This is a genomic window from Patulibacter sp. NPDC049589 (assembly GCF_040675535.1).
GTDB lineage: Bacteria > Actinomycetota > Thermoleophilia > Solirubrobacterales > Solirubrobacteraceae > Patulibacter.
The window spans coordinates 1-20,007 of record NZ_JBFAPC010000105.1; the positions used below are offsets into that span (position 1 = coordinate 1).

Annotated in this window: 18 protein-coding genes; 11 read left to right on the top strand and 7 right to left on the bottom strand. The window is 74.4% G+C overall.

The window, feature by feature from the left end:
* The 4 genes from AB0L40_RS18195 to AB0L40_RS18210 all read left to right on the top strand — a co-directional run.
* Positions 1 to 1,656, top strand: a 1,656-nt coding sequence (locus tag AB0L40_RS18195) for a hypothetical protein (RefSeq protein ID WP_364357605.1), incomplete at its 5' end; no start/stop codon positions are given.
* Positions 1,653 to 3,470, top strand: coding sequence for an adenylate/guanylate cyclase domain-containing protein (locus tag AB0L40_RS18200; RefSeq protein ID WP_364357608.1), 1,818 nt, complete (start codon positions 1,653 to 1,655; stop codon positions 3,468 to 3,470). The genes AB0L40_RS18195 and AB0L40_RS18200, both read left to right, overlap by 4 nt.
* Before the next feature lie 37 nt (positions 3,471 to 3,507).
* Positions 3,508 to 3,840: a hypothetical protein gene (locus AB0L40_RS18205; RefSeq protein ID WP_364357611.1), complete on the top strand. Its 333-nt coding sequence runs from the start codon at positions 3,508 to 3,510 to the stop codon at positions 3,838 to 3,840.
* Positions 3,837 to 4,151 carry a hypothetical protein gene (locus AB0L40_RS18210; protein WP_364357614.1) on the top strand — a complete coding sequence of 105 codons (315 nt, stop codon included), beginning with the start codon at positions 3,837 to 3,839 and terminating at the stop codon, positions 4,149 to 4,151. Before AB0L40_RS18205 ends, AB0L40_RS18210 begins: the two co-directional genes overlap by 4 nt.
* Before the next feature lie 100 nt (positions 4,152 to 4,251).
* Here AB0L40_RS18210 and AB0L40_RS18215 read toward each other — a convergent pair whose 3' ends face one another.
* Positions 4,252 to 4,512: a hypothetical protein gene (locus tag AB0L40_RS18215; protein ID WP_364357617.1), complete on the bottom strand. Its 261-nt coding sequence runs from the start codon at positions 4,510 to 4,512 to the stop codon at positions 4,252 to 4,254.
* Between the two features lie 81 nt (positions 4,513 to 4,593).
* On the opposite strand from AB0L40_RS18215, the gene ggt reads away from it, so the two are divergent.
* Together ggt and AB0L40_RS18225 are read left to right on the top strand one after the other, a co-directional pair.
* Positions 4,594 to 6,423 carry a gamma-glutamyltransferase gene (gene ggt, locus AB0L40_RS18220; RefSeq protein ID WP_364357620.1) on the top strand — a complete coding sequence of 610 codons (1,830 nt, stop codon included), beginning with the start codon at positions 4,594 to 4,596 and terminating at the stop codon, positions 6,421 to 6,423.
* A 61-nt stretch (positions 6,424 to 6,484) separates the two neighbouring features.
* Complete coding sequence (locus tag AB0L40_RS18225) at positions 6,485 to 7,015, top strand: ribonuclease H (RefSeq protein ID WP_364357622.1); 531 nt, start codon at positions 6,485 to 6,487, stop codon at positions 7,013 to 7,015.
* Between the two features lie 98 nt (positions 7,016 to 7,113).
* On the opposite strand, the gene AB0L40_RS18230 is transcribed toward AB0L40_RS18225, so the two are convergent.
* A complete protein-coding gene (locus AB0L40_RS18230; RefSeq protein ID WP_364357624.1) occupies positions 7,114 to 7,719 on the bottom strand; it encodes a hypothetical protein in 606 nt (201 codons plus the stop codon).
* A 182-nt stretch (positions 7,720 to 7,901) separates the two neighbouring features.
* Here AB0L40_RS18230 and AB0L40_RS18235 point away from each other — a divergent pair, with 182 nt between their 5' ends.
* Complete coding sequence (locus AB0L40_RS18235) at positions 7,902 to 9,338, top strand: hypothetical protein (RefSeq protein WP_364357627.1); 1,437 nt, start codon at positions 7,902 to 7,904, stop codon at positions 9,336 to 9,338.
* An 11-nt stretch (positions 9,339 to 9,349) separates the two neighbouring features.
* Here the strand turns inward: AB0L40_RS18235 and AB0L40_RS18240 are convergent, their stop codons facing one another.
* The 5 genes from AB0L40_RS18240 to efeU form a co-directional block, all read right to left on the bottom strand.
* Positions 9,350 to 11,749: a glycosyl hydrolase family 65 protein gene (locus tag AB0L40_RS18240; protein ID WP_364357630.1), complete on the bottom strand. Its 2,400-nt coding sequence runs from the start codon at positions 11,747 to 11,749 to the stop codon at positions 9,350 to 9,352.
* Positions 11,746 to 12,489 (bottom strand): beta-phosphoglucomutase family hydrolase, encoded by a 744-nt coding sequence (locus AB0L40_RS18245; protein WP_364357633.1) that lies wholly within the window; start codon positions 12,487 to 12,489, stop codon positions 11,746 to 11,748. The genes AB0L40_RS18240 and AB0L40_RS18245 overlap by 4 nt, the downstream gene beginning before the upstream one ends.
* Positions 12,490 to 12,632: 143 nt before the next feature.
* A complete protein-coding gene (gene efeB, locus AB0L40_RS18250; RefSeq protein WP_364357636.1) occupies positions 12,633 to 13,940 on the bottom strand; it encodes an iron uptake transporter deferrochelatase/peroxidase subunit in 1,308 nt (435 codons plus the stop codon).
* A gap of 6 nt (positions 13,941 to 13,946) precedes the next feature.
* A complete protein-coding gene (gene efeO, locus AB0L40_RS18255) occupies positions 13,947 to 15,170 on the bottom strand; it encodes an iron uptake system protein EfeO (protein WP_364357639.1) in 1,224 nt (407 codons plus the stop codon).
* A 61-nt stretch (positions 15,171 to 15,231) separates the two neighbouring features.
* Positions 15,232 to 16,128: an iron uptake transporter permease EfeU gene (efeU, locus tag AB0L40_RS18260; RefSeq protein ID WP_364357642.1), complete on the bottom strand. Its 897-nt coding sequence runs from the start codon at positions 16,126 to 16,128 to the stop codon at positions 15,232 to 15,234.
* A 278-nt stretch (positions 16,129 to 16,406) separates the two neighbouring features.
* On the opposite strand from efeU, the gene AB0L40_RS18265 reads away from it, so the two are divergent.
* The 4 genes from AB0L40_RS18265 to AB0L40_RS18280 all read left to right on the top strand — a co-directional run bounded on the left by AB0L40_RS18265 (position 16,407) and on the right by AB0L40_RS18280 (position 19,912).
* On the top strand, positions 16,407 to 16,826 hold the full coding sequence (locus AB0L40_RS18265; protein ID WP_364357645.1) for a YciI family protein: 420 nt from the start codon (positions 16,407 to 16,409) through the stop codon (positions 16,824 to 16,826).
* Positions 16,827 to 16,864: 38 nt separating this feature from the next.
* Positions 16,865 to 17,296, top strand: coding sequence for a YciI family protein (locus AB0L40_RS18270; protein ID WP_364357648.1), 432 nt, complete (start codon positions 16,865 to 16,867; stop codon positions 17,294 to 17,296).
* A gap of 5 nt (positions 17,297 to 17,301) precedes the next feature.
* Positions 17,302 to 18,603 (top strand): sigma-70 family RNA polymerase sigma factor, encoded by a 1,302-nt coding sequence (locus AB0L40_RS18275; protein ID WP_364357651.1) that lies wholly within the window; start codon positions 17,302 to 17,304, stop codon positions 18,601 to 18,603.
* Positions 18,604 to 18,703: 100 nt separating this feature from the next.
* Positions 18,704 to 19,912: a PLP-dependent aminotransferase family protein gene (locus AB0L40_RS18280; protein WP_364357654.1), complete on the top strand. Its 1,209-nt coding sequence runs from the start codon at positions 18,704 to 18,706 to the stop codon at positions 19,910 to 19,912.
* Positions 19,913 to 20,007: the final 95 nt, after the last annotated feature.

Below are 20,007 nucleotides of genomic sequence, written 5' to 3' on the forward strand. Positions count from 1 at the left end.
CTGCTCGGCGGCGTCGCGGCGCTGCTCGTCGCACCCGCGATCGCCGGCGCGGTCGTCGTCACCGAGATCACCGACCCGACGCCGAGCGCGACGCCCAGCGGCCTGACCGCGGCCGCCGACGGCGTCACGTGGTTCACGGACCCGGGCGCCGGGCGGATCGGCCGCGTCGGCGCGACGAACGTCATCCAGGGCTTCAACGCCAACGTGTCCGCCAGCACGGCGCAGCCGCCGCCCCTGACGCCCAACCGGATCGCCGTCGGACCCGACGGCGCGCTCTGGTACACGATCCAGGAGGGCGGGATCGCCCGGATCACCCCCACGGGTGCCGTCTCCCGCTACGCCGTCGGCCGCGCCGGCGGCCGGACCGTCGGGATCACCGCCGGCGCCGACGGCGCGATGTGGTTCACGATGCCCGACCAGGGCCAGATCGGCCGGATCACGGCCCCCACCGACGCCGAGGTCACCGCCGGCACGGTCCGCGGGCAGGTGTCCGTCTACTCGACCGACCTCTCGGGCAGCGACCCGAACGACATCGTCCTCGCCGGCGACAGCAGCCTCTGGTTCACCGAACCCGGCTCCAACACCCTCGGGCACGCGGTCCCCGGCTCGCAGGCGCCCACGATCACCCACGTCGCCCTGCCCACCGCGGGCGGAGCTCCCTCGCGGCTGACGGTCGGGCCGGACGGACGGATCTGGTTCAGCGCCCCGGGCTCCCAGCGGATCGGTCGCCTCGACGCCGCCGGCCAGGTCGTCGAGCTGCCGCTGCCCGCGACGCTCGCGCAGCCGGGAGACGTCACCTCCGGCCCCGACGGCGCGCTCTGGTTCGCGTCGTCCGGCGGCGGCTCCGACGCGCTGGGCCGCATCACCGCCGACGGCACGACGTCCCGCTTCCCGCTGCCCGACCCGCCGGGCGCGCCGATCGAGCTCGTCACGGGCACCGACGGCGACCTCCGCTACAGCCGCGGCGGGGCCCGGATCGGCCGCTTCGACACCGTCCAGCCCGCCGAGCAGCAGCCGCCGCCGAGCGAGGTCCCCCCGGCGCTCGTGCCCGTCGCGGGCCGCTCGGTGATCCTCGAGGTCGTCTCGGGGTCGGTCCGCGTCCGCCGCCCCGGCACCACGACGTTCGTGCCCCTCGCGACGGGCGGCACCTCCTTGCCCGACGGCACCGAGGTCGACGCCCGGGACGGCCGCGTCCGGCTGACCGCCGAGACGGCGCCCGGCAGCGGCATCACCCGCACCGCGATCTTCTGGGACGGGCGGTTCATCATCCACCAGGCCCGGATCGCCGGCGCGGCCACCGAGGTCCGGCTGACCGGCAGGCTGGAGTGCGGCGCGGGCGTCGCCCAGACCCGGGCCGTGCCCGCGGCGAAGGCCGTGTCGAAGGCCAAGGCGAAGAAGAAGGCCAAGAAGAAGAAGCCGAAGGTCGGCCGGCGCCTGTGGGGCGACGGCAAGGGCGACTTCCGCACCCGCGGCGCCCGCGCGACCGCGTCCGTCCGCGGCACCCGGTGGCTCGTCGAGGACCGCTGCGACCAGACGACGCGGGTCCGCGTCTTCACCGGCGTCGTCAGCACGCGGGACCGCGTCCGCAACCGCCGCGTGACGCTCACCGAAGGCGGGGAGTACATCGCCCCCGGCCCCCGTCGTCGCAAGCGGTGAAGGGGCCGCGCCGACCCGGCGGTCGCCCGGGCGGCGCCCGGCGACCCCGGGGTCGCGCCCGTCCGCGGATCCTCGCGGCGACCGCAGTCGTCGCCGCCGCGATCGCGTTCCTGGCGGGCGGCCTCGGGGTGCTCGACGACCTCGACCACACGACGCTCGACGCCCGCTTCGCGCTGCGCGGCGAGGACCGCGGGAGGACGGGGCCGATCCCGGTGGCGGTCGTGGCGATCGACGACGTGACGCTCAACCACATCGCGAGGCGCTTCCCCTTCGACCGGAGGTTCCACGCCCGCGCTCTCGACGCCCTGCGCGCAGCCGGGGTGCGCGCGATCGCGTACGACGTCGAGTTCTCCGAGCAGACGACGGTCGCGGCGGACAACGCGCTCGTCGCGGCGGTCGGCCGCGCCCCGGGGCTCGTCCTGGCCGCGATCGAGGTCGACCCCGCGGGCCGCACGAAGGTCCTCGGCGGCGGCGGATTCGCCCAGCAGCTCGGTGCGCGCGTGGGGAACGTGCGGATCGACACCGACGGCGACGGCGTCCTGCGCCGGTTCTCCGACGAGGACTCGCACCTGACGAGCCTCTCCGTCGCGACGGCCGAACGGGCGACCGGCCGCCGCGTCGACCGGTCGGACTTCGACCACGGCCGCGCGCTCGTCGACTGGATCGGCGGGGCCGACGCGGTCCCGACCTACTCGTTCTCCGACCTGATCCGCCGCGACACCCCCGCCCAGCGCGCGAGGGCGGCCAAGATCGCCCGCAAACTGCGCGGCCGGATCGTCGTGGTCGGTGCGACGGCTCCGTCGCTGAAGGACGTCGTCCCGACCCCCATGGACGGCGGCCGCCCCCTCCCCGGCCCCGTCTTCCAGGCCAACGCGATCTCCACCGTCCTGCGCGGCGTCCCCCTCCGCGAGGCCTGGGGCCCGCTCGGCGTCCTGCTGACCGTCCTGGCCGCGTCCGTCGCGCCCGTCGCCGCCCGGCGCGGCGGCGGCTTCTCGACGCTCCTGGCCGCCGCAGCGGGCGGGGTCGGCGTCTCCGCGATCGCGTGGTTCGCGTTCCTGGCCGACCGCGTCCTGCCCGTCGCCCAGCCGCTGCTCGCGCTCGGGCTCGGGGCGCTCGGCGCCGTCGCGGCCGGCGCGGCGTTCGAGGCGGTCGAGCGGCAGCGGACGCGCGAGATCTTCTCCCGCTTCGTCAGCGAGGACGTCGTCGACGACGTGCTGGCCCGGACGGACGACGAGGTCCGCCTCGGGGGACTCCGCGTCGACGCGACGATCCTCTTCTGCGACCTGCGCGGGTCGACCGCCCTGCTGGAGGACCTCGAGCCGGAGCGCGGCATCGCCGTCCTGAACCGCTTCCTCGGGGCGATGAGCGACCGGGTCGACGCGCACGGGGGCACGCTCGTCGGCTACCGCGGCGACGGCCTGATGGCCGTGTTCGGCGCCCCGATCGAGCAGCCCGACCACGCCGACCGCGCGGTCGCCTGCGCGCGGGAGATGGCCGGCCCGGCCCTCGAAGCGTGCCACGCCGCGCTGCGGGCGGACGGCGTCGACCGGGTCCTGAAGATGGGCGTCGGGGTCGCGTCCGGCGCCGTGATGGCCGGCAACGTGGGCTCCGAGCGGCGGATGGAGTACACCGCAATCGGCGACGCGGCGAACGTCGCCGCCCGGCTCGAGGGGTTGACCAAGGACCACGGCCGCCCGGTGCTCGTCGCCGGCGGCACCGTCGAGCGCCTGAGCGGCACCGACGGGCTGGACCCGGTCGGGGCGGTCCCCGTCCGCGGCCGCGCCGGAACGGTCGAGGTCTGGGCGACGGGCTGACGGGCGCCCGGGCGCCCGTCGTGGCACGATTCCTGGGGTGATCACGCCGGAACCGATCAACGCCCGCTTCGTCGGTGGCCCGCTGGACGGCGAGACCCACCGGCTCGCGCACCGCCTGCCCTACGTCCAGGTCCCCGGGCCCGACGAGACGTTCTTCGCGCGCCTCTGGATCGAGCGGCCCGACGAGTGCGGCGACGACCGGCTGTACCAGGTGGAGTCCGCCGACGACCCGCAGACGCTGGTCTACCGGCTGCTCGCCGACTGGCCGGACGCGCCGCTGCCGCCCGGCGCCAACCCCGACTCCGTCGCCGAGGCCTTCGGGCTCGAGGGCGCCGGCACGGCGGGCGATACGAAGAACGGCCCCGCATGAGCACCCAGCACGAGCTGCTCGCCAAGGCCGTCGAGCGCGCCGCGCGCACGTCCGCGACCGCCTACGGGTCCGAGTGGGCCACCCTGGACGAGGAGGAGCGCTCCCGGCACCGGGCGCTCGCCCGCCGCTGGGCGGAGTTCCTGGGCCTCGACGCGGCGATCGGCGCGCTCTCGACGATCGCCACCAAGACGCCGGTGGAGGCCGACGGCGCGATCGCGATCCGCACCATCGACGGCGACGACGCGCAGCTCGTGGCGGAGGAGACCCTCGCCGGGCTCGTCCACGTCGAGCCGGCCGACGACCAGGCCTGAGGCCGGAGCGCGCCGGCCGGCTCCCCGCCCCGGGGCCGGCGTGAGCCCGGCACCCGGCGTCCGGCGGCCGACTCCGGGCGTCCCGCCGCCGCTGAGCGCCCTACGCCCCGCGGGGCGGGTCGACGCGCCAGCCCGTGGCCTTCGCGAGGTCCACGGCGTCGTCGAGGTTGCGGCGGTTGACCGGCTCCAGCAGGAACTTGCGGGACAGGACGTCCGGCGGCGAGAGCACCACGACCGTCCCGTTGGCGACGTCCTCGACCCGCGGCGCCGCCTCGGACACCGTGCGTGCGAAGGCGCCGTCGCCGTACTCGGTCGCGTACGAGACGAAGGCGGTGAGGACGTCCTGGGGCTCGTCGGTCATGCCGCCGGATCGTCGCACCACCGCCCCGCGCGACGTCGGCCGGCCTTGCGGACCGGGCCGCGACGTGGAAGGAATGGGGGGATGGTCCCCCGCCATCTCCCCCGCCCCCTGCGCCTCGGCGCCCCACCCCTCGCCGCCGGAGCGCTGCTGCTGGCCGCGCTCTCCCCACCGGCCGGCGCCGACCGCCCCGCGATCGCGCTGGGCACCGGCGGCGCCGTCGCCTCCGTCGACCGGGACGCCACCCAGGCCGGCCTTCGCGTCCTGCGCCGCGGCGGCAACGCGGTCGACGCCGCGGTCGCGACCGCGGCGGCCCTGGGCGTCACGGAGCCGTACTCCGCCGGCATCGGCGGAGGCGGCTACATGGTCCTCTGGGACGCCAAGCGCAAGAAGGCGGTGACGATCGACGGACGCGAGACGGCGCCGCACAGCCTCGGCCCCGCGGGCTTCGTCGACCCCGCCACCGGCAAGCCGCACCCGTTCGCCGAGCTCGTCACCAGCGGGCTCTCCGTCGGCGTGCCGGGCACCCCGGCGCTGTGGGACGCCGCCACGAAGCGCTACGGGCGCAACACGCTGGCCCAGAACCTCGGGCCCGCCGCGCACCTGGCCGCGAAGGGCTTCAAGATCGACAAGACGTTCCGCGACCAGACGGCGCAGAACCAGGAGCGCTTCGCGCGGTTCTCCTCCACCCGGAAGCTCTTCCTCCCGCGCGACGGCAAGCCGGCGATCCTCGGCCAGACCCTGCGCAACCCCGACCTCGCCGACACCTACCGGTTGCTGGGCCGCGAGGGGGTCGACGCGCTCTACCGCGGCGACCTCGGTCGCGACGTCGTCCGGACGGTCCGCAAGCCGCCCGTCGTCAGCGGTTCGGTCCTGAAGGGCGGGATGTCGACGGCGGACCTGCGCCGCTACGCCGTGCGGGACCGCGGCGCCGTGCGCAGCACGTTCCGCGGCCTCGACGTCCTGGGGATGCCGCCCAGCTCCTCCGGCGGCATCGCCGTGGCCGAGGCGCTGAACATCGTCGAGGCGCAGGGCGCGGCGTCGGAGGACCCGGTGCAAGGGCTGCACCGCTACCTCGAGGCCAGCCGGCTGGCGTTCGCCGACCGCAGCCGCTGGGTCGGCGACGACCGCTTCGTCTCCGTGCCGCGCGGGCGCCTGATCTCGCCGGCCTTCGCCAAGGGCCGGGCGTGCCTGATCACGCCGGGCGCATCGCTCTCCAGTCCGCAGACGGCCGGCGACCCCGCGAACCCCGGCTGCGGCGTGGCGGCCCCGAAGGGCGGCGCCGCCGACCGCGAGGGCCCGTCGACCACTCACCTCGTCGCGTCGGACCGGTGGGGCAACGTCGTCTCCTACACGCTGACGATCGAGCAGACCGGCGGATCCGGGATCGTCGTCCCGGGCCGGGGCTTCCTGCTCAACAACGAGATGACGGACTTCGACGCGGCCCCGCCGACGGGGCTGACGGCCGACACCGACCCGAACCTGCCGGCCCCCGGCAAGCGCCCGCGCAGTTCGATGAGCCCGACGATCGTCCTGAAGGACGGCAAGCCCTGGATCGCCGTCGGCAGCCCGGGCGGCGCGACGATCATCACGACCGTCCTGCAGACGCTGCTGAACCGGATCGACGGCGGGATGAGCCTGCCCGACGCGGTGGCGGCCCCGCGGCTGTCCCAGCGCAACGCGGCGACGACCGAGGCCGAGCCGGCCTTCCTCGCGTCCCCCCAGCGCGCGGCGCTCGAGGCGCTCGGGCACCGGTTCGTCCTGGCGCCGCCGACGTTCTCGCCGGACCCGGAGATCGGGGCCGTCGCGGCACTGGAGCGGTCGACCGGCGGGGCGTGGCAGGCCGTCGCCGAGCCGGCGCGTCGCGGCGGCGGATCGGCGGGTGTGGTGACGCCCCGCGCCCCGAAGCGCTGAGCGCGCTCGCTCCCACCCCGCCGGGCGCGCCCGGCGGGGGCGCGCGTATCCTCGGCGACCGATGCCGCCCGCCCGACGCCGCCGCCCCGCCAACAAGATCGTCGAGACCCCCGTCGAGCAGCGGCCCGGCGAGACGCTGATCTGGACCGACGGCGCCTGCAAGGGCAACCCGGGCCCGGGCGGCTGGGGCGCGATCGTCGTCCCGCCGGCCGAGTCCGGGCTGCCGCCGGTGGAGCTCTCCGGCGGCGAGCCGCAGACGACGAACAACCGCATGGAGTACTCGGCGGCGCTGTTCGGGCTGCGGTCGCTGCCCGACGGGTCGACCGTCTGCATCGTCACCGACTCGCAGCTGATGCTGAACTCGATGACCCAGTGGATCGCCGGCTGGAAGCGCAAGGGCTGGAAGACCGCCGGCGGCGACCCGGTCAAGAACCAGGACCTCGTCAAGGCGCTGGACGAGGAGATCGGCCGCCACGCCCAGGTCCGCTGGCACTGGGTCCGCGGCCACGAGACCGGCGCGGAGCACGCCCACAAGGCGTTCAACGACCGCGCCGACCAGCTCGCCGTCGCCGCGGCCGCCGCGCAGGCCTGAGCCCCGGCCCGCCCCCGCGGCGGGGCCGGCGGTCGACCCCGTCCCGTCACCCCGGGGCGGGATCTCGTCCGACGGCCGCGGGCGGCCGGTCGCCCCGATCAGGCCGGGACCGACACCGCCTGCAGGGCCTCGCGCCCGTCGCCCACGATCGGTTCGCCGTGGGCGAACAGCAGCGTCGAGAAGCGCTCGTCCAGGAGGCGCGCCGCGGCGAGCCGCAGTCCCCGCTTGACGAGCTCCGGATCCTCGCCGAGCAGCCCGTCGGGCATGAAGCCGATCCGGCCCCCGTCGTTGAGGAACCCGTCGGCGAACGCCAGCGCCCCGTCGCCGGCGTCGATCCGCAGCGCGGTCTCCTCTGGCGTGATCGAGCCGACCTCGAGCGCCGTGATGCCCGGCGCGACCTCGTCGCCGAACGCGAACGTCCCGGGCGTCACGTCGAGGTCCGCGAAGGTGGCGGTGCCCCGCTCGTGCACGTGGACGCTGCACCCGAACGCCGCGACGAGCGCCTCGACGTCGCGGGTGTGGTGGCGGTTGGTGAGGACGATCCGCTCGGGGCGGACGACGGCCTCGATGCCGTCCACGCCCTCGTCGGGCAGCAGCGGGTCGATCAGGGTGGCGGACGGCGCCACGAGGTAGGAGGACACGCGCTGCCCGATGTTCGGGTGCTCGGCGGTCCAGTGGACGATGCCTTCGGCGATCTCGCGCATGGCTCGCGGCTACCCGGCGCCACCGCACCGACACGTGGGAGCGCGGCGGGGGCCGACGCGCTCTGCGGCGGACCCGGCGGGGCGGTGGGGGCAATCGCGGGTGGCGGGCCCGGCGGGCTCCTCCATGAGGCCACCGTGAGAGCCCGTTGTGGCGGCGACCCCGGCGCCCGTACGCTCGACGCGTGTCCCCCACACGCCCCGTCCCCCGTTCCCTGCCGGGTCTCTCCCGCCCGGGTCTCGCCGCGTTCGCCGTCGCGCTCGGCCTGGCCGTCCCGTCCGTCGCCTCCGCGGCACCCGCGCTGCCGCCCGGCACGTTCGACCCGGCGGCCCCGTCGTCGTCCTACTCGAAGCTCCAGGGCCTGAGGCTGAAGGACAGCAACGCGATGCAGTCGATCGCGTTCGACGAGGACGCCCAGGAGATCTACGTCCTGCAGACCGCCAACGGCGAGAAGCCGCACGGCAACATGTGGCTGAACCGGATCTCCTACTCCGGCAAGCACCTCGGGAGCATGAAGCTGAACGGGTTCGGCCACGGCGCCTCGATGGGCCTCCAGCGCCACGGCAGCCAGGTCTGGATCTTCGTCGAGTCCCAGGCGTCGTCCTCCGGCGGGGCCGACGCCAAGGGCGACCACGTCGCGCGGGTGATCTACGACCAGGGCGCGACCGTGACGTCCGGGTCCTCCGCGGCGCTCGACGTCACGCCGCCCGGCACCGCCGGGAAGGCGCCGCGGCCCACGATCGACCCGGTCACCGGCCAGCTGATCGTCCGCTACAACGACGGCAAGGGCGTCTGGGCCTTCAAGCGCGTCCCGGTCGAGGACGCCGTCGCCGGGCGCTGGGACCGCGTCGTGAAGCTCGGCACCACCCCGAGCGGCGGCGAGACCCGGCCCGGCAGCTCCGAGCAGATCGTGTCGCAGGGCTACGCGTTCGCCGGCGAGACCGCCTACCTGTACTACGGCGACTCCTACGACCACGTCGGCAAGCCCGGCGACGCGTACGTCCGGTTCGTCCCGATGCGCGCGGACAAGCTCGTCCGCGGCACGATCGGCGGCGTCAAGGTCCTGCCGGACCTCCCGTTCCGCGAGCCCGAGGGCATCGCCGTCCAGGTCAACCCCGGCGGCCCGCCGCGGCTGGTCTTCGGCTTCGCGAGCGACCCGGTGACGTCGCCGGACACGACGGAGCGGTTCGCCAACTTCGCCTTCCAGCAGGGCTTCATCCCCGGCCCGGTCCCGGAGCCGCCCTCCGAGCCCGAGCCCGCTCCGGAGCCCGCCCCGGCGCCCCCGTCGGTCGCGGCCCCCGCCCCCGCCCCGCTGGTGCTCGAGGCGCGGCGCGTCAACCGCAACCGGCTCGTGCGCACCCGCCGGATCCCGATCAGCATCGGCGGCGCGGACGTGGCCGCCGAGGTGCGGGTCTACGCCAAGTTCGGGAAGAAGCTGCGGCGGATCTACAGCGCGACGCGCACCGTCCGCACGGCGCAGCGCACGGTCACGCTGAAGATCTCGACGGCCCAGGCGCGGCGGATCCGCCGCACGACCGGCCGGGTCCGGCTGACGATCAGCGCCCACGTCGCCGGGCAGCCGACGAAGCGCCGGCACGCAACGATCCCGCGGCGCCGCTGAGCCCCCGCCGGTCAGTCCTCGCCGCGGCCCCGGCGCTTCGGCGCGCGGCCCTCGGGCTGGAGCGGCTCGCGCAGGTCGGTCGGGGCGGGCTCGATCCGGCGGCGCTCCTCGTGCCCGGGACGCAGCTCGAAGACGTCGCCCCAGTGCGAGACGGTCATCGTCGGGACGTCGCCGCTGAGGCGCTCGTCGTCCTGCTCCAGCTCGTCGATCCGGTAGCAGGCCTCCTCCGGCGTGATCTCCACGCAGAGCCGGAGGCCGCGCCAGACGATCGGGAACTTCAGGCGCGGCAGGCGCTCCGGGAGCCGGGGCGAGAACTCGAGGTGGTCGCCGTGGTCGCGCAGGCCGCCGAAGCCGCTCGTGATCGCGGTGATCGCCCCGGCCAGCGACGCGATGTGCAGGCCGTTGGCCGAGTCGCCGCGGAGGTCGCGCAGGTCGGTCAGGGCCGCCTCGGCCAGATAGTCGTGGGCGAGCTCGAGGTGCCCGACCTCGGCCGCGATCACCGACTGGACGCCGGCCGACAGCGACGAGTCGCGGACCGTCAGGCCCTCGTAGTACTCGAAGTCCCGCTGCTTCTGCTCGAACGTGAACGCGTCGCCGCGCTTGAACAGCGCGAGGACGAGGTCGGCCTGCTTCACGACCTGGGTGCGGTACAGCGCGAAGTACGGGTGCGACAGCAGGAGGGGGTACTCCTCGGCCTCCGTGCCCTCGAAGTCCCAGCGCGCGTGCTGCAGGAAGTCCTGGTCCTGCGGGTGCACGCCGAGGCGCTCGTTGTACGGCACGTGCATCGCGTGCGCGGCCGTCCGCCAGGCCGCGACCTCGTCGTCGTGGACGCCGAACTGGCGGGCGACGCCGACGTGACGCTCGATCGCGTCGGCCGCGGCCAGCAGGTTCGTCTGCGCCATCAGGTTCGTGTAGACGTTGTCGTCGACCAGCGCCGAGTACTCGTCCGGGCCCGTCACGCCGTCGATGCGGAAGCTGCCGTCGTGGGCGTGGTGGCCGAGGCTGAGCCACAGCCGGGCGGTCTCGAGCAGCAGCTCGGCGCCGTGCTCGCGCTCGAAGTCCCGGTCGTCGGTCGCGAGCAGGTAGCGGCGCACGGCGTCGGCGATCGCCGCGTTGACGTGGAACGCCGCCGTGCCCGCCGGCCAGTAGCCCGAGCACTCCTCGCCGTGGATCGTCCGCCACGGGAACGCCGCGCCCGCGAGCCCCAGCTGCTCGGCGCGGTCCCGGGCCTGCGGGAGCGTGTCGTGCCGCCATCGCAGCGCGTGGCGGACGAGATCGGGGCGCGCGTAGGTGAGGACCGGCAGGACGAACGCCTCGGTGTCCCAGAACGCGTGCCCGTCGTAGCCCGAGCCGGTCAGGCCCTTCCCGGGGATCGGCTGGGTCTCGGCCCGCGCCGCGGACTGGAGCATCTGGAACAGCGCGAAGCGCAGGCCCTGCTGGACCTCCGGGTCGCCCTCGAGCTCGATGTCGGCGACCTTCCACCACGCGTCGAGGCTCGCCCGCTGGGTCTCGAGCAGGCCGTCGAAGCCCTGCGCCAGCGCGCTCTCGAGGCTGGCGTCGACCTGGTCGCGCAGCCACTCGACCGACTGCTGGGAGGACCAGTGGTACGAGAGGTACTTCGTCAGGACCAGCGGCTTGCCGGGCTCGAGCAGCGCCGAGACGGTGACCCGGCCGAGGTCGTCGTCGACCTGGGTCAGCGACTTCGGGTGGTCGTCGACCTCGATCTCGTGGTCCATCCCCGAGGCGATGGAGATCCCGCTCCGGCGCGTGGTGTGGGCGAGCACGACGCGGTGGTCGTGGCGGGTCGCCAGCCGGGCCTCCAGCACGTTGCTGAGCTCCGATGCCGACCGCGGGTCGACGTTCGCGCGCTCCTGCGGCGTCTGGTTGGCCAGCAGGTTGGACTGCACCGCGACGCGGACGGGCTGGCCGTCGTCGGCCTCGACCTCGTAGCGGATGACCGCGACGCTGCGCTGCTCGAACGAGACCAGCCGGCGGGAGCGCACGCGGACCGAGCGGCCCGCTTCCGACGTCCAGCGCAGCGACCGCTCGAGCACGCCGGTGCGGAAGTCGAGGTGCCGCTCGTGCTCGTCCAGGCGCCCGCGGTGGACGTCGAGCGGCTCGTCGTCGACGAGCAGGCGGATGATCTTGCCGTCGGTGACGTCGACGACCGCCTGGCCGTCCTCGGGGAACCCGTAGCCGATCTCGCCGTACTCGAGCGGGTAGGACTCGTAGACGCCACCGAGGTAGGTGCCGCTGGCGCCGCGGGGCTCGCCCTCGTCGAGGTTGCCGCGCAGGCCGAGGTGGCCGTTGGCCAGGGCGAAGACGGACTCCGTCTCGGCGATCAGGTCGAGGTCCAGGCGCTTCTCCCGCACGCCCCAGGGCTCGACCGGGAAGACGTCGTGGCCGATCATGCGAGCTCCGCCAGGTCGGCGACGACGCGGTCGGCGCCGTGCTCCCGCAGGGCGTCGGCGTGTCCGACCCGGTCGACGCCGACCACCAGCCCGAAGTGGCCGGCGTGGCCGGCCTGCACGCCGGACAGCGCGTCCTCGAAGACGGCGGCGTCCTTCGCGGCCACCCCCAGGTCCTCCGCCGCGGCGAGGAACGTGTCGGGCGCCGGCTTGCCCTTCAGGTTGCGCGTCTTCAGCGACGTGCCGTCGACGATCGCCTGGAAGCGGCCCAGGGCCCCGGCGGCCTCGAGGACGTGCCGGGTGTTCGCGCTGGAGGAGACGACCGCGCACGGCATGCCCTCGGCCCGGAGCGCGTCGAGCAGCTTCACGGTCCCCGGGTAGAGCTCGACGCCCTCCCGGTCGATCAGCGGGCCGACCCGGTCGTTCTTCGCCGTGGCGATGCCGTGGACCGTGGCCGCGTCGGCGCCGTCGTCGTCGGAGCCGTCCGGGATCGAGATCCGGCGCGCCTGCAGGAACGCCCGCACGCCGTCCTCGCGCGGCAGGCCGTCGACGTGGGCCTCGTAGTCGGCGTGGAGGTCGAACGGCCGGAGGTCCTCCCCGTCAGGGTGGTCGGACGCCGCACGGGCCGTCAGGAACGCGTCGAAGGCGTCCTTCCACGCGGCCGCGTGGATCCGTGCCGTGTCGGTCAGCACGCCGTCCATGTCGAACAGGCAAGCGCGGACCCCGTCGGGCAGCTGGGTCATGCCCCGAGCCTGTCACACGCCCCGGGCGACCTCGTTGGCCGCACGGGACATTTGCCGGATCACGATCCCGGGTCGCCGACCGGCGATGGCGGCCCGGCGTTCGCGGTGGCGTCCGCGCGCCCGGGCCCGGCAGGCCGAGCGGCTCAGCCGCGCACGCCGGAGAACAGCTCCTCGGCGATGTGCTGCCCGGGCCGGACTCCTCCGGCGACGGCGAACAGGCCGCTGCCGACGTGCTTGATGTACTCGTTCAGCGCGTCCTGGACCCCGAGCTTGCGCTGCAGGGTGACGAACTGCGCGTGCGGGTCGCGCTGGTAGGCGATGAAGAACAGCCCGGCGTCGAGCTGCCCGGTGCGCGGGTCGATGCCGTCGGTGAACGAGTAGCCGCGCCGCAGGAGCGCGAGGCCGCCGTTGGTCTCCGGGGCCGCGAGCCGGACGTGCGCGTCGGGGCCGACGAGCGTCTGGCCCGCGCCGTCGGTCGCCTTCAGGTCGATCGGGTCGAACTCGGAGCCGTGGCCGATCGGCGCGCCGCTGACCTTCCGCCGCCCGATCACCGCCTCCTGGTCGCCGATGCGGTCGCGGTCCCACGACTCGATGAGGATCCGGATGCGGCGCGCCACGAGGTAGCTGCCGCCCTGCATCCACGTCTGCGGCTCCTCGCGGCCGACCCACACGTGGCGGTTCATCCCCGCGACGTCCTCGGAGCGGATGTTGTTCGTACCGTCCTTGAAGCCCATGAGGTTGCGGGGCGTGGACTGCGCGCGGCTGGTCGTCGACGTCCGGCCGAACCCGAGCTGGGTCCAGCGCAGCACGACGACGCCGCGGCCGATGCGGTTGAGGTTGCGGATGGCGTGGAACGCGACCATCGGGTCGTTGCTGCACGCCTGGACGCAGAGGTCCCCACCGCTGCGGGCCTCGTCCAGCTCGTCGCCGGGCAGCGGGCCGAGGTCGCGCAGCAGCTTCGGCTGCCGGGAGCGCAGCCCCAGGCGGTCCTTCCCGTCCTGCTCGAAGAACGTCGGCCCGAACCCGAACGTCAGGGTCAGCTGAGCGGCCGGGAGGCCCTGCGCCTCGCCGGTGTCCTCGGGCGGCTCCTCGTCGTTGCCGGCGAGCGTGCCGACCGGCAGGCCCTTCGTCAGCTTCTCCGCGGCCACCGTCCAGGCCTGCAGGACGTCGCGGACCTGGGCCGCGTCGTCGGTCAGCAGGTCGAACGAGCCGAAGACGAGCCGGTCCTGCGCCGCCGTCGCGATCCCGGCCTGGTGCGTACCGTGGAACGGGACGACCCCGCCGACCACCTTCGTGTGGTCCACGGAGTCGTCGGACGCCAGCGCGTACCCCGCCCCACCCGACGCGAGCACGCCGACGGCCCCGCCCGCGGTTCCGAGGAGCCGGCGGCGGGTCAGTCCGCGACGCGCGGGGCGGTCGGACGACGACGGATCGGGGTCGGGCGTGGTCATGGCGCTCTAGTGCAGCACCTTTCCGGCGACGAGGGAGAGCGGCTCGGACAGCGCGTCGATCTGCTGCGAGAACGTCTTGCGGTCCGCGTCGCTGAGCTCGTCGTAGAGCGCGAAGCCCAGCGGCGTGCTGCGCTTGTACTTGTCGAGGCCCTTCTGGACGTCGGCGAAGCGCGCCGTGATGGTCTTCACGAGCTCGGCCTGGCCGCGCTTCTGGAGCGCCGGGACCAGCAGGTCGAAGGCCTTCTTCGAGCCCTCGAGGTTCGCCTGGAAGTCCGCCAGGTCGGTGTGCGAGTAGCGGTCCTCCTCGCCGGTGATCTTCGAGTTGGCGACCTCGTCGAGCAGGCCGAGCGCGCCGTTGGCGAGCTGCGCGGGCTGGATCTCGACGCTGTCGACCTTGTCGTTCAGCGCGGTGACGTCCTTGACGAGCTTCGGACCGAGCGTGCTCGTGCCCTTCGTCGTCTTCTTCTTCCAGAGGATCTGCTCGATCTTGTGGAAGCCGGTCCACTGCGCCTTGTCGGCGACGTCGTTCTCGCGGGCGTCGATCTCGGGGTCGAGGTCGCCGAAGGACTCGGCGATCGGCTCGACGCGCTCGTAGTGCATGCGCAGCGGGCCGAACTGGTCCTGCGCCTCCTTCAGGTCGCCGGACTTCAGCGCGGCGACGAAGGTCTTCGTGCCGGCCAGGAGCGCGGTCGTCTCGACCTTGACGTACTTCTTGTAGTCGGTGACCGCGGTCGCCAGCTCGGGATCCGACGCCTCGCCGGGCGTGTCGACCTGGCCGCCGGTGACCGTCAGCTTGCCCTTGTCGAAGTTCGGGTCGTCCTCGCCGTTGGCGGCGAGGATGCAGTTGAGGACGTAGGTGCCCGGCTGCAGCGTGAGGCTGAACTTGCCGGACAGGCCCGCGGCGAGGTTCTCCTTCTCGCCGAGGATGATGCCGCTCGCGTTCTTGACCTCGAACTCGTCGACCTCGCTGCTCGAGGCGTTCGTCGCCTCGAACTCGACGTCGCCGGCCTTGACCGCGACCGAGCCGGGGGTGCATCCGCCGTCGCCGAGCTCGACCTTGACCTGCTGCGTGCCACCGGAGGTGCTGGCGTTCGCGGTGGTCGTGGCGCCCGTGGACGACGAGCTCGAGCTGCCGGAGTCGTCGTCGCCGCAGGCGGCGAGGCCGGCGGAGAGCGCGACGGCGGCCGCGGCGAGCGACGCGGTGCGGATGGTCCGGATTCGTGATGGCATTGCGTGGTCCTCGGGGTGGGTGGGGCGTCGGTGCGAGGTCGGGTGCGGCGCCGGCGGGCCGTCAGGCGGAGGCGGTCGACGTGGACTCCGCCCGCCGCGTCGACGGACGCAGGCGGTCGGGCCAGAGGACGAAGGCGAGCATCGGGACGGCGTAGACGGCCCACCCGATGATCTCCGCCCAGGACGGGTGCGAGCGGATGCCGAACATGGCGGTGACGAGGTTGGAGAGCGGGCTCTCGTTGCTCGGCGAGATGACGCCGGAGAGGTCGAGCGGGGAGTGCTGGAGGCCGTGATACCACTGGGCCTCGAACGCGGAGTGCGCGGCGTTGGCGACGAGCCCGGCGGCCACGACCACCAGGAAGACCGACGTGATCTTGAAGAACTTCTGGAGGTTCAGCCGGACGCCGCCGCGGTAGATCCCCCAGCCGATCCCCGCGGCGATCACGAGGCCGAGGAGCGCGCCGACCACGACCGAGGTGCGGCTCAGGCCGGCGGCGCCGAGGTTGTCGGCCTGGAGGTACGGGACGATGAAGACGGCGGTCTCGAAGCCCTCGCGCAGCACGGCGAAGAACGACATCGCGATGAGCGCGATCACGGATCCGGACGCCAGGGCCGCGGCGGTGCTCTCGCGCAGCTCGCCGGCCATCGTCCGCGCGTGCTTGCGCATCCAGATGATCATCGTCGAGACCATCACGACGGCGACGAGGGCCACGATCGTCTCGAAGGCCTCCTGTTGCCGATGCGGCAGCTCGTCCCCGATGATCTCCAGGATCACCGCGACGCCGAAGCAGATCACCACGGCGATCGCGACGCCGAGCCCGACCCAGCGCACGGCGTCGCGACGCCCCTGCTGGACGAGGAACGCAGCGATGATGCCGACGATCAAGGACGCCTCGACCCCCTCACGGAGACCGATCACGAACTGGACGATCGGCAGGGTGGCGGTGACGATCAGCATGGAGTGAGGGCGCCCTGACACGGGGCGCCCGCAGGAGCTTAGGCCAACCTATGGCAAGTTCGCAGCGCTCCCCGCCGTCTGCGACCGAGGCCGGGACGAAGATGGCGCGCAGACGCTCGCAATGTGGCACCCAGGCGCTCGTGAGGGCGCTCCGCCAGAAGTTCTCGCGATCCGTGTCGAATTCGTCGATGCTCGTTCGACGCAGGTGCAGAGGCGGGGTTCGAGGCCCTCACCGGGTCCCGGATCCGCCTCCGACCACCACGAACCACGGAGTTCCCATGCGATTCATGCTGTTCATGTACCCGGGCGACTACGCCGCCGGCGAGACCGGCACGCCCACGGCCGAGGCCGTCGCCGCGATGAGCCGGTTCAACGAGGAGCTCACCCGCGCCGGCGTCCTGCTCGCCCTCGACGGCCTGCACCCGCCCACGGAGGGCGCCCGTGTGCGCTACGCCGGCGGCTCCCCGACGGTCGTCGACGGCCCGTTCGCCGAGGCCAAGGAGGTCCTCGGCGGCTACTGGGTCATCGACGTCCGCTCCAAGGAGGAGGCCGTCGCCTGGGCCACGAAGATCCCTGCGGCCGAGTCCGACGTCGTGGAGGTCCGCCGCGTGTACGAGATGAGCGACTTCCCCGCCGACGTCCAGGAGGCCGCGGGAGAGCTCTCGCGGGTCCCCGCCGAGCAGACCCAGGCGCGCTGAGCGCCGCCCCGACCCCCAGAACGAGAGACGAGAGACCGATGCGATTCATGGTGATCATCAAGGCGAGCGCCGACAGCGAGGCCGGCGTCATGCCGAGCACCGAGCTGCTGACGGCGATGGGTGCCTACAACGAGGAGCTCGTGAACGCCGGCGTCATGCTCGGCGGCGACGGGCTGCACCCGAGCTCCAAGGGCGCCCGCGTCACGATCGCCCCCGACGGCGCCGCCACCGTCGTCGACGGGCCGTTCGCGGAGACCAAGGAGCTCGTGGCCGGGTTCTGGATCTGGCAGCTGGACTCCCTCGACGAGGCGGTCGCCTGGGCCAAGCGAATCCCCTGCGACGCGACCGGCAGCGAGCCCGGCCACGTCGAGATCCGCCAGATCTTCTCGCCCGAGGACTTCGGTGCGGAGCTCACCCCCGAGCTGCGCGCGCAGGAGGACGAGCTCCGCGAGAAGATCGAGGGCCAGTAGGACCGATGGTCCCCGACGGACACGGCGCGGATCCCGCGCGGGCCCGCGCCGCCGTCGAGGCCGTCTGGCGGATCGAGTCCGCCCGGCTGGTCGCCGGGCTCGCGCGGCTCACCCGCGACGTCGGGCTCGCCGAGGACCTGGCGCAGGAGGCCCTGCTCGCCGCGCTCGAGCAGTGGCCGGCCGCCGGCGTGCCCGACAACCCCGGCGCGTGGCTGGCGACGATCGCCCGGCGGCGGGCCGTCGACGTCTTCCGGCGCAACGCGACGCTCGACGACAGGCACCGCGTGCTGGCGGCCGAGCTCGCCGCGGAGGACGCCGACCCCGCCCCGCACGGCCTGGACCTGGCCGCGCTGGACCGCGAGGTGCAGGACGACCTGCTCGGCCTGATCTTCACCGTCTGCCACCCCGTGCTGTCCCAGCAGGCCCGGGTCGCGCTGACCCTGCGGCTCCTGGGGGGCCTGCGCACCGACGAGATCGCCCGTGCGTTCCTCGTCCCCGAGGCGACCGTCGCGCAGCGGATCGTCCGCGCCAAGCGCACCCTGACCGCGGCGAACGTGCCGTTCGAGGTCCCGCGCGGCGCCGACCTGACCGCCCGGCTGCCCGCCGTGCTCGAGGTCGTCTACCTGATCTTCAACGAGGGCTACGCGGCGACCGCGGGCGAGGACTGGGTCCGCGACGACCTCTGCCGCGAGGCCCTGCGGCTCGGCCGGGTGCTGGCCGCCCTGGCGCCGGAGGAGCCGGAGGCCCTCGCCCTCAGCGCGCTGATGGAGCTCCAGGCGTCCCGGACCGGCGCCCGCACCGGGCCCGACGGCCGCCCGGTGCTGCTGCTCGACCAGGACCGCCGCCGCTGGGACCGCCTGCTGATCCGCCGCGGGCTCGACGCGCTGCGGCGGATGGACGCGCTCGGCCACCCCTACGGGCCGTACGGGCTCCAGGCCGCGATCGCCGCCTGCCACGCGATGGCGCCCACCGCCGGGGCGACCGAGTGGGGTCGGATCGCGGCCCTCTACGACGGGCTCGCGGCGATCGCCCCCTCCCCCGTCGTCGAGCTCAACCGGGCGGTCGCGCTGGCGATGGCCTTCGGACCGGAGGCCGGCCTCGAGGTCGTCGACGCCCTGCGGGACGGCGGCCGGCTGGCGGAGTACCACCTGCTCCCGAGCGTGCGGGGCGACCTGCTCGTGCGGCTGGGTCGGCCGGTCGAGGCCCGCGCCGAGTTCATCCGCGCGGCGGAGCTCACCCGCAACGAGCGCGAGCGGACGCTCCTGCTGGAGCGGGCCGCGGCGTGCGCGTGGCGGGCGCCCTCCTGACGCGGCCGGTCGGCCACCGACGATCGGCCGGCCCGTAATCGTTGTAGCGGCCAAGGGTCGCGCGGCGGCGGCCGCCCCGGGGGTCGTATCCTGCCCGGTGATGTCGGTCACGCCTCCCGGTCCAGAAGCTCCGGTCGCCGCGCGCCTGCGCGGCGTCGCGAGCTCGCCGGTACGCGACCTCCTGGCCCTGACCGAGAAGCCCGGGATCCTCTCGTTCGCGGGCGGGCTCCCGGCCCCGGAGCTGTTCGACCACGTCGGACTGTCCGCAGCGTTCCAGTCGGTGCTCGAGAAGGGCTCCGCCGGCCGGTCGCTCCAGTACTCGACGACCGAGGGCGATCCCGAGCTGCGACGGCGCGTGGCCGACCGCCTCGGGGTCCGCGGCCTGCCGACGGACCCGGACGACCTGCTGATCACCAGCGGGTCGCAGCAGGCCCTGACGCTGATCGCCACGGTCTTCCTCGAGCCCGGCGACCGGATCCTCGTCGAGGACCCCAGCTACCTCGCCGCGCTCCAGGCGTTCCAGATGTCCGGCGCCGTGCCGATCCCGGTGCCGTGCGACGAGGACGGGATCGACCCCGCCGCCGTCGAGCGGCTCGTCGCCGAGCACCGCCCGAAGCTCCTCTACGTCGTCCCGACGTTCCACAACCCGACGGGCCGGACGCTCAGCGAGGCGCGTCGCGTCGAGCTCGCCGCGGTGATGGAGCGCACCAACCTGTGGGCGATCGAGGACGACCCGTACGGCGAGCTGCGCTACGCGGGCGAACCCTCCACCCCGCTGGCCACGATCCCCGGCGCCGCGGAGCGCACCCTCGCGCTGTCGACGCTGTCGAAGGTCGCCGCCCCCGGCCTGCGGATCGGCTGGGTCCGCTGCCCGCCGGGCCTGCGCCGCCCGCTGACGATCGCCAAGCAGGCGGCCGACCTGCACTCGTCGACCATCGACCAGGCCGCCACCGCGCGCTGGCTCGCGCACGTCGACCTCGACGCGCACCTCGACCGCCTGCGGACCGTCTACGGCGCGCGGCGGGACACGATGCTCGAGCTGCTGCCGGGCACGCTCCCGGAGGGGTCGGAGTTCAACCGCCCCGACGGCGGCATGTTCGTCTGGGTCCGGCTGCCCGAGGGCCTCGACGCGACCGCCATCCTGCCGTTCGCGATCGAGCGCCACGTGGCGTACGTGCCGGGCGCGCCGTTCTACGCGACGACGCCCGACCCGCGCACCCTGCGCCTGTCGTTCACGACGCACGACCCGGCCGAGATCCGCACCGGGATGGAGCGCCTGCGCGAGGCGTTCCGGCACGCGACGGGCTGAGGGCCGTCGCCGGCCGTCGCGCCGGCCGACGGTCCCCGGACCCCCGGTCGGCCGCTCCGCGGACGGCCGCCGGGGCCACCGACCGCGCGGCCGGC

Bases quoted from the DNA above. Each gene is read 5' to 3' on its own strand.
- AB0L40_RS18210 (WP_364357614.1), top strand. From the start codon at position 3,837: ATGAGCACCCAGCACGAGCTGCTCGCCAAGGCCGTCGAGCGCGCCGCG.
- AB0L40_RS18245 (WP_364357633.1), bottom strand. From the start codon at position 12,489: ATGACCCAGCTGCCCGACGGGGTCCGCGCTTGCCTGTTCGACATGGAC.
- ggt (WP_364357620.1), top strand. From the start codon at position 4,594: ATGGTCCCCCGCCATCTCCCCCGCCCCCTGCGCCTCGGCGCCCCACCC.
- AB0L40_RS18265 (WP_364357645.1), top strand. From the start codon at position 16,407: ATGCGATTCATGCTGTTCATGTACCCGGGCGACTACGCCGCCGGCGAG.
- efeO (WP_364357639.1), bottom strand. From the start codon at position 15,170: ATGCCATCACGAATCCGGACCATCCGCACCGCGTCGCTCGCCGCGGCC.
- AB0L40_RS18280 (WP_364357654.1), top strand. From the start codon at position 18,704: ATGTCGGTCACGCCTCCCGGTCCAGAAGCTCCGGTCGCCGCGCGCCTG.
- AB0L40_RS18270 (WP_364357648.1), top strand. From the start codon at position 16,865: ATGCGATTCATGGTGATCATCAAGGCGAGCGCCGACAGCGAGGCCGGC.
- AB0L40_RS18230 (WP_364357624.1), bottom strand. From the start codon at position 7,719: ATGCGCGAGATCGCCGAAGGCATCGTCCACTGGACCGCCGAGCACCCG.
- AB0L40_RS18215 (WP_364357617.1), bottom strand. From the start codon at position 4,512: ATGACCGACGAGCCCCAGGACGTCCTCACCGCCTTCGTCTCGTACGCG.
- efeU (WP_364357642.1), bottom strand. From the start codon at position 16,128: ATGCTGATCGTCACCGCCACCCTGCCGATCGTCCAGTTCGTGATCGGT.
- AB0L40_RS18240 (WP_364357630.1), bottom strand. From the start codon at position 11,749: ATGATCGGCCACGACGTCTTCCCGGTCGAGCCCTGGGGCGTGCGGGAG.
- efeB (WP_364357636.1), bottom strand. From the start codon at position 13,940: ATGACCACGCCCGACCCCGATCCGTCGTCGTCCGACCGCCCCGCGCGT.
- AB0L40_RS18275 (WP_364357651.1), top strand. From the start codon at position 17,302: ATGGTCCCCGACGGACACGGCGCGGATCCCGCGCGGGCCCGCGCCGCC.
- AB0L40_RS18225 (WP_364357622.1), top strand. From the start codon at position 6,485: ATGCCGCCCGCCCGACGCCGCCGCCCCGCCAACAAGATCGTCGAGACC.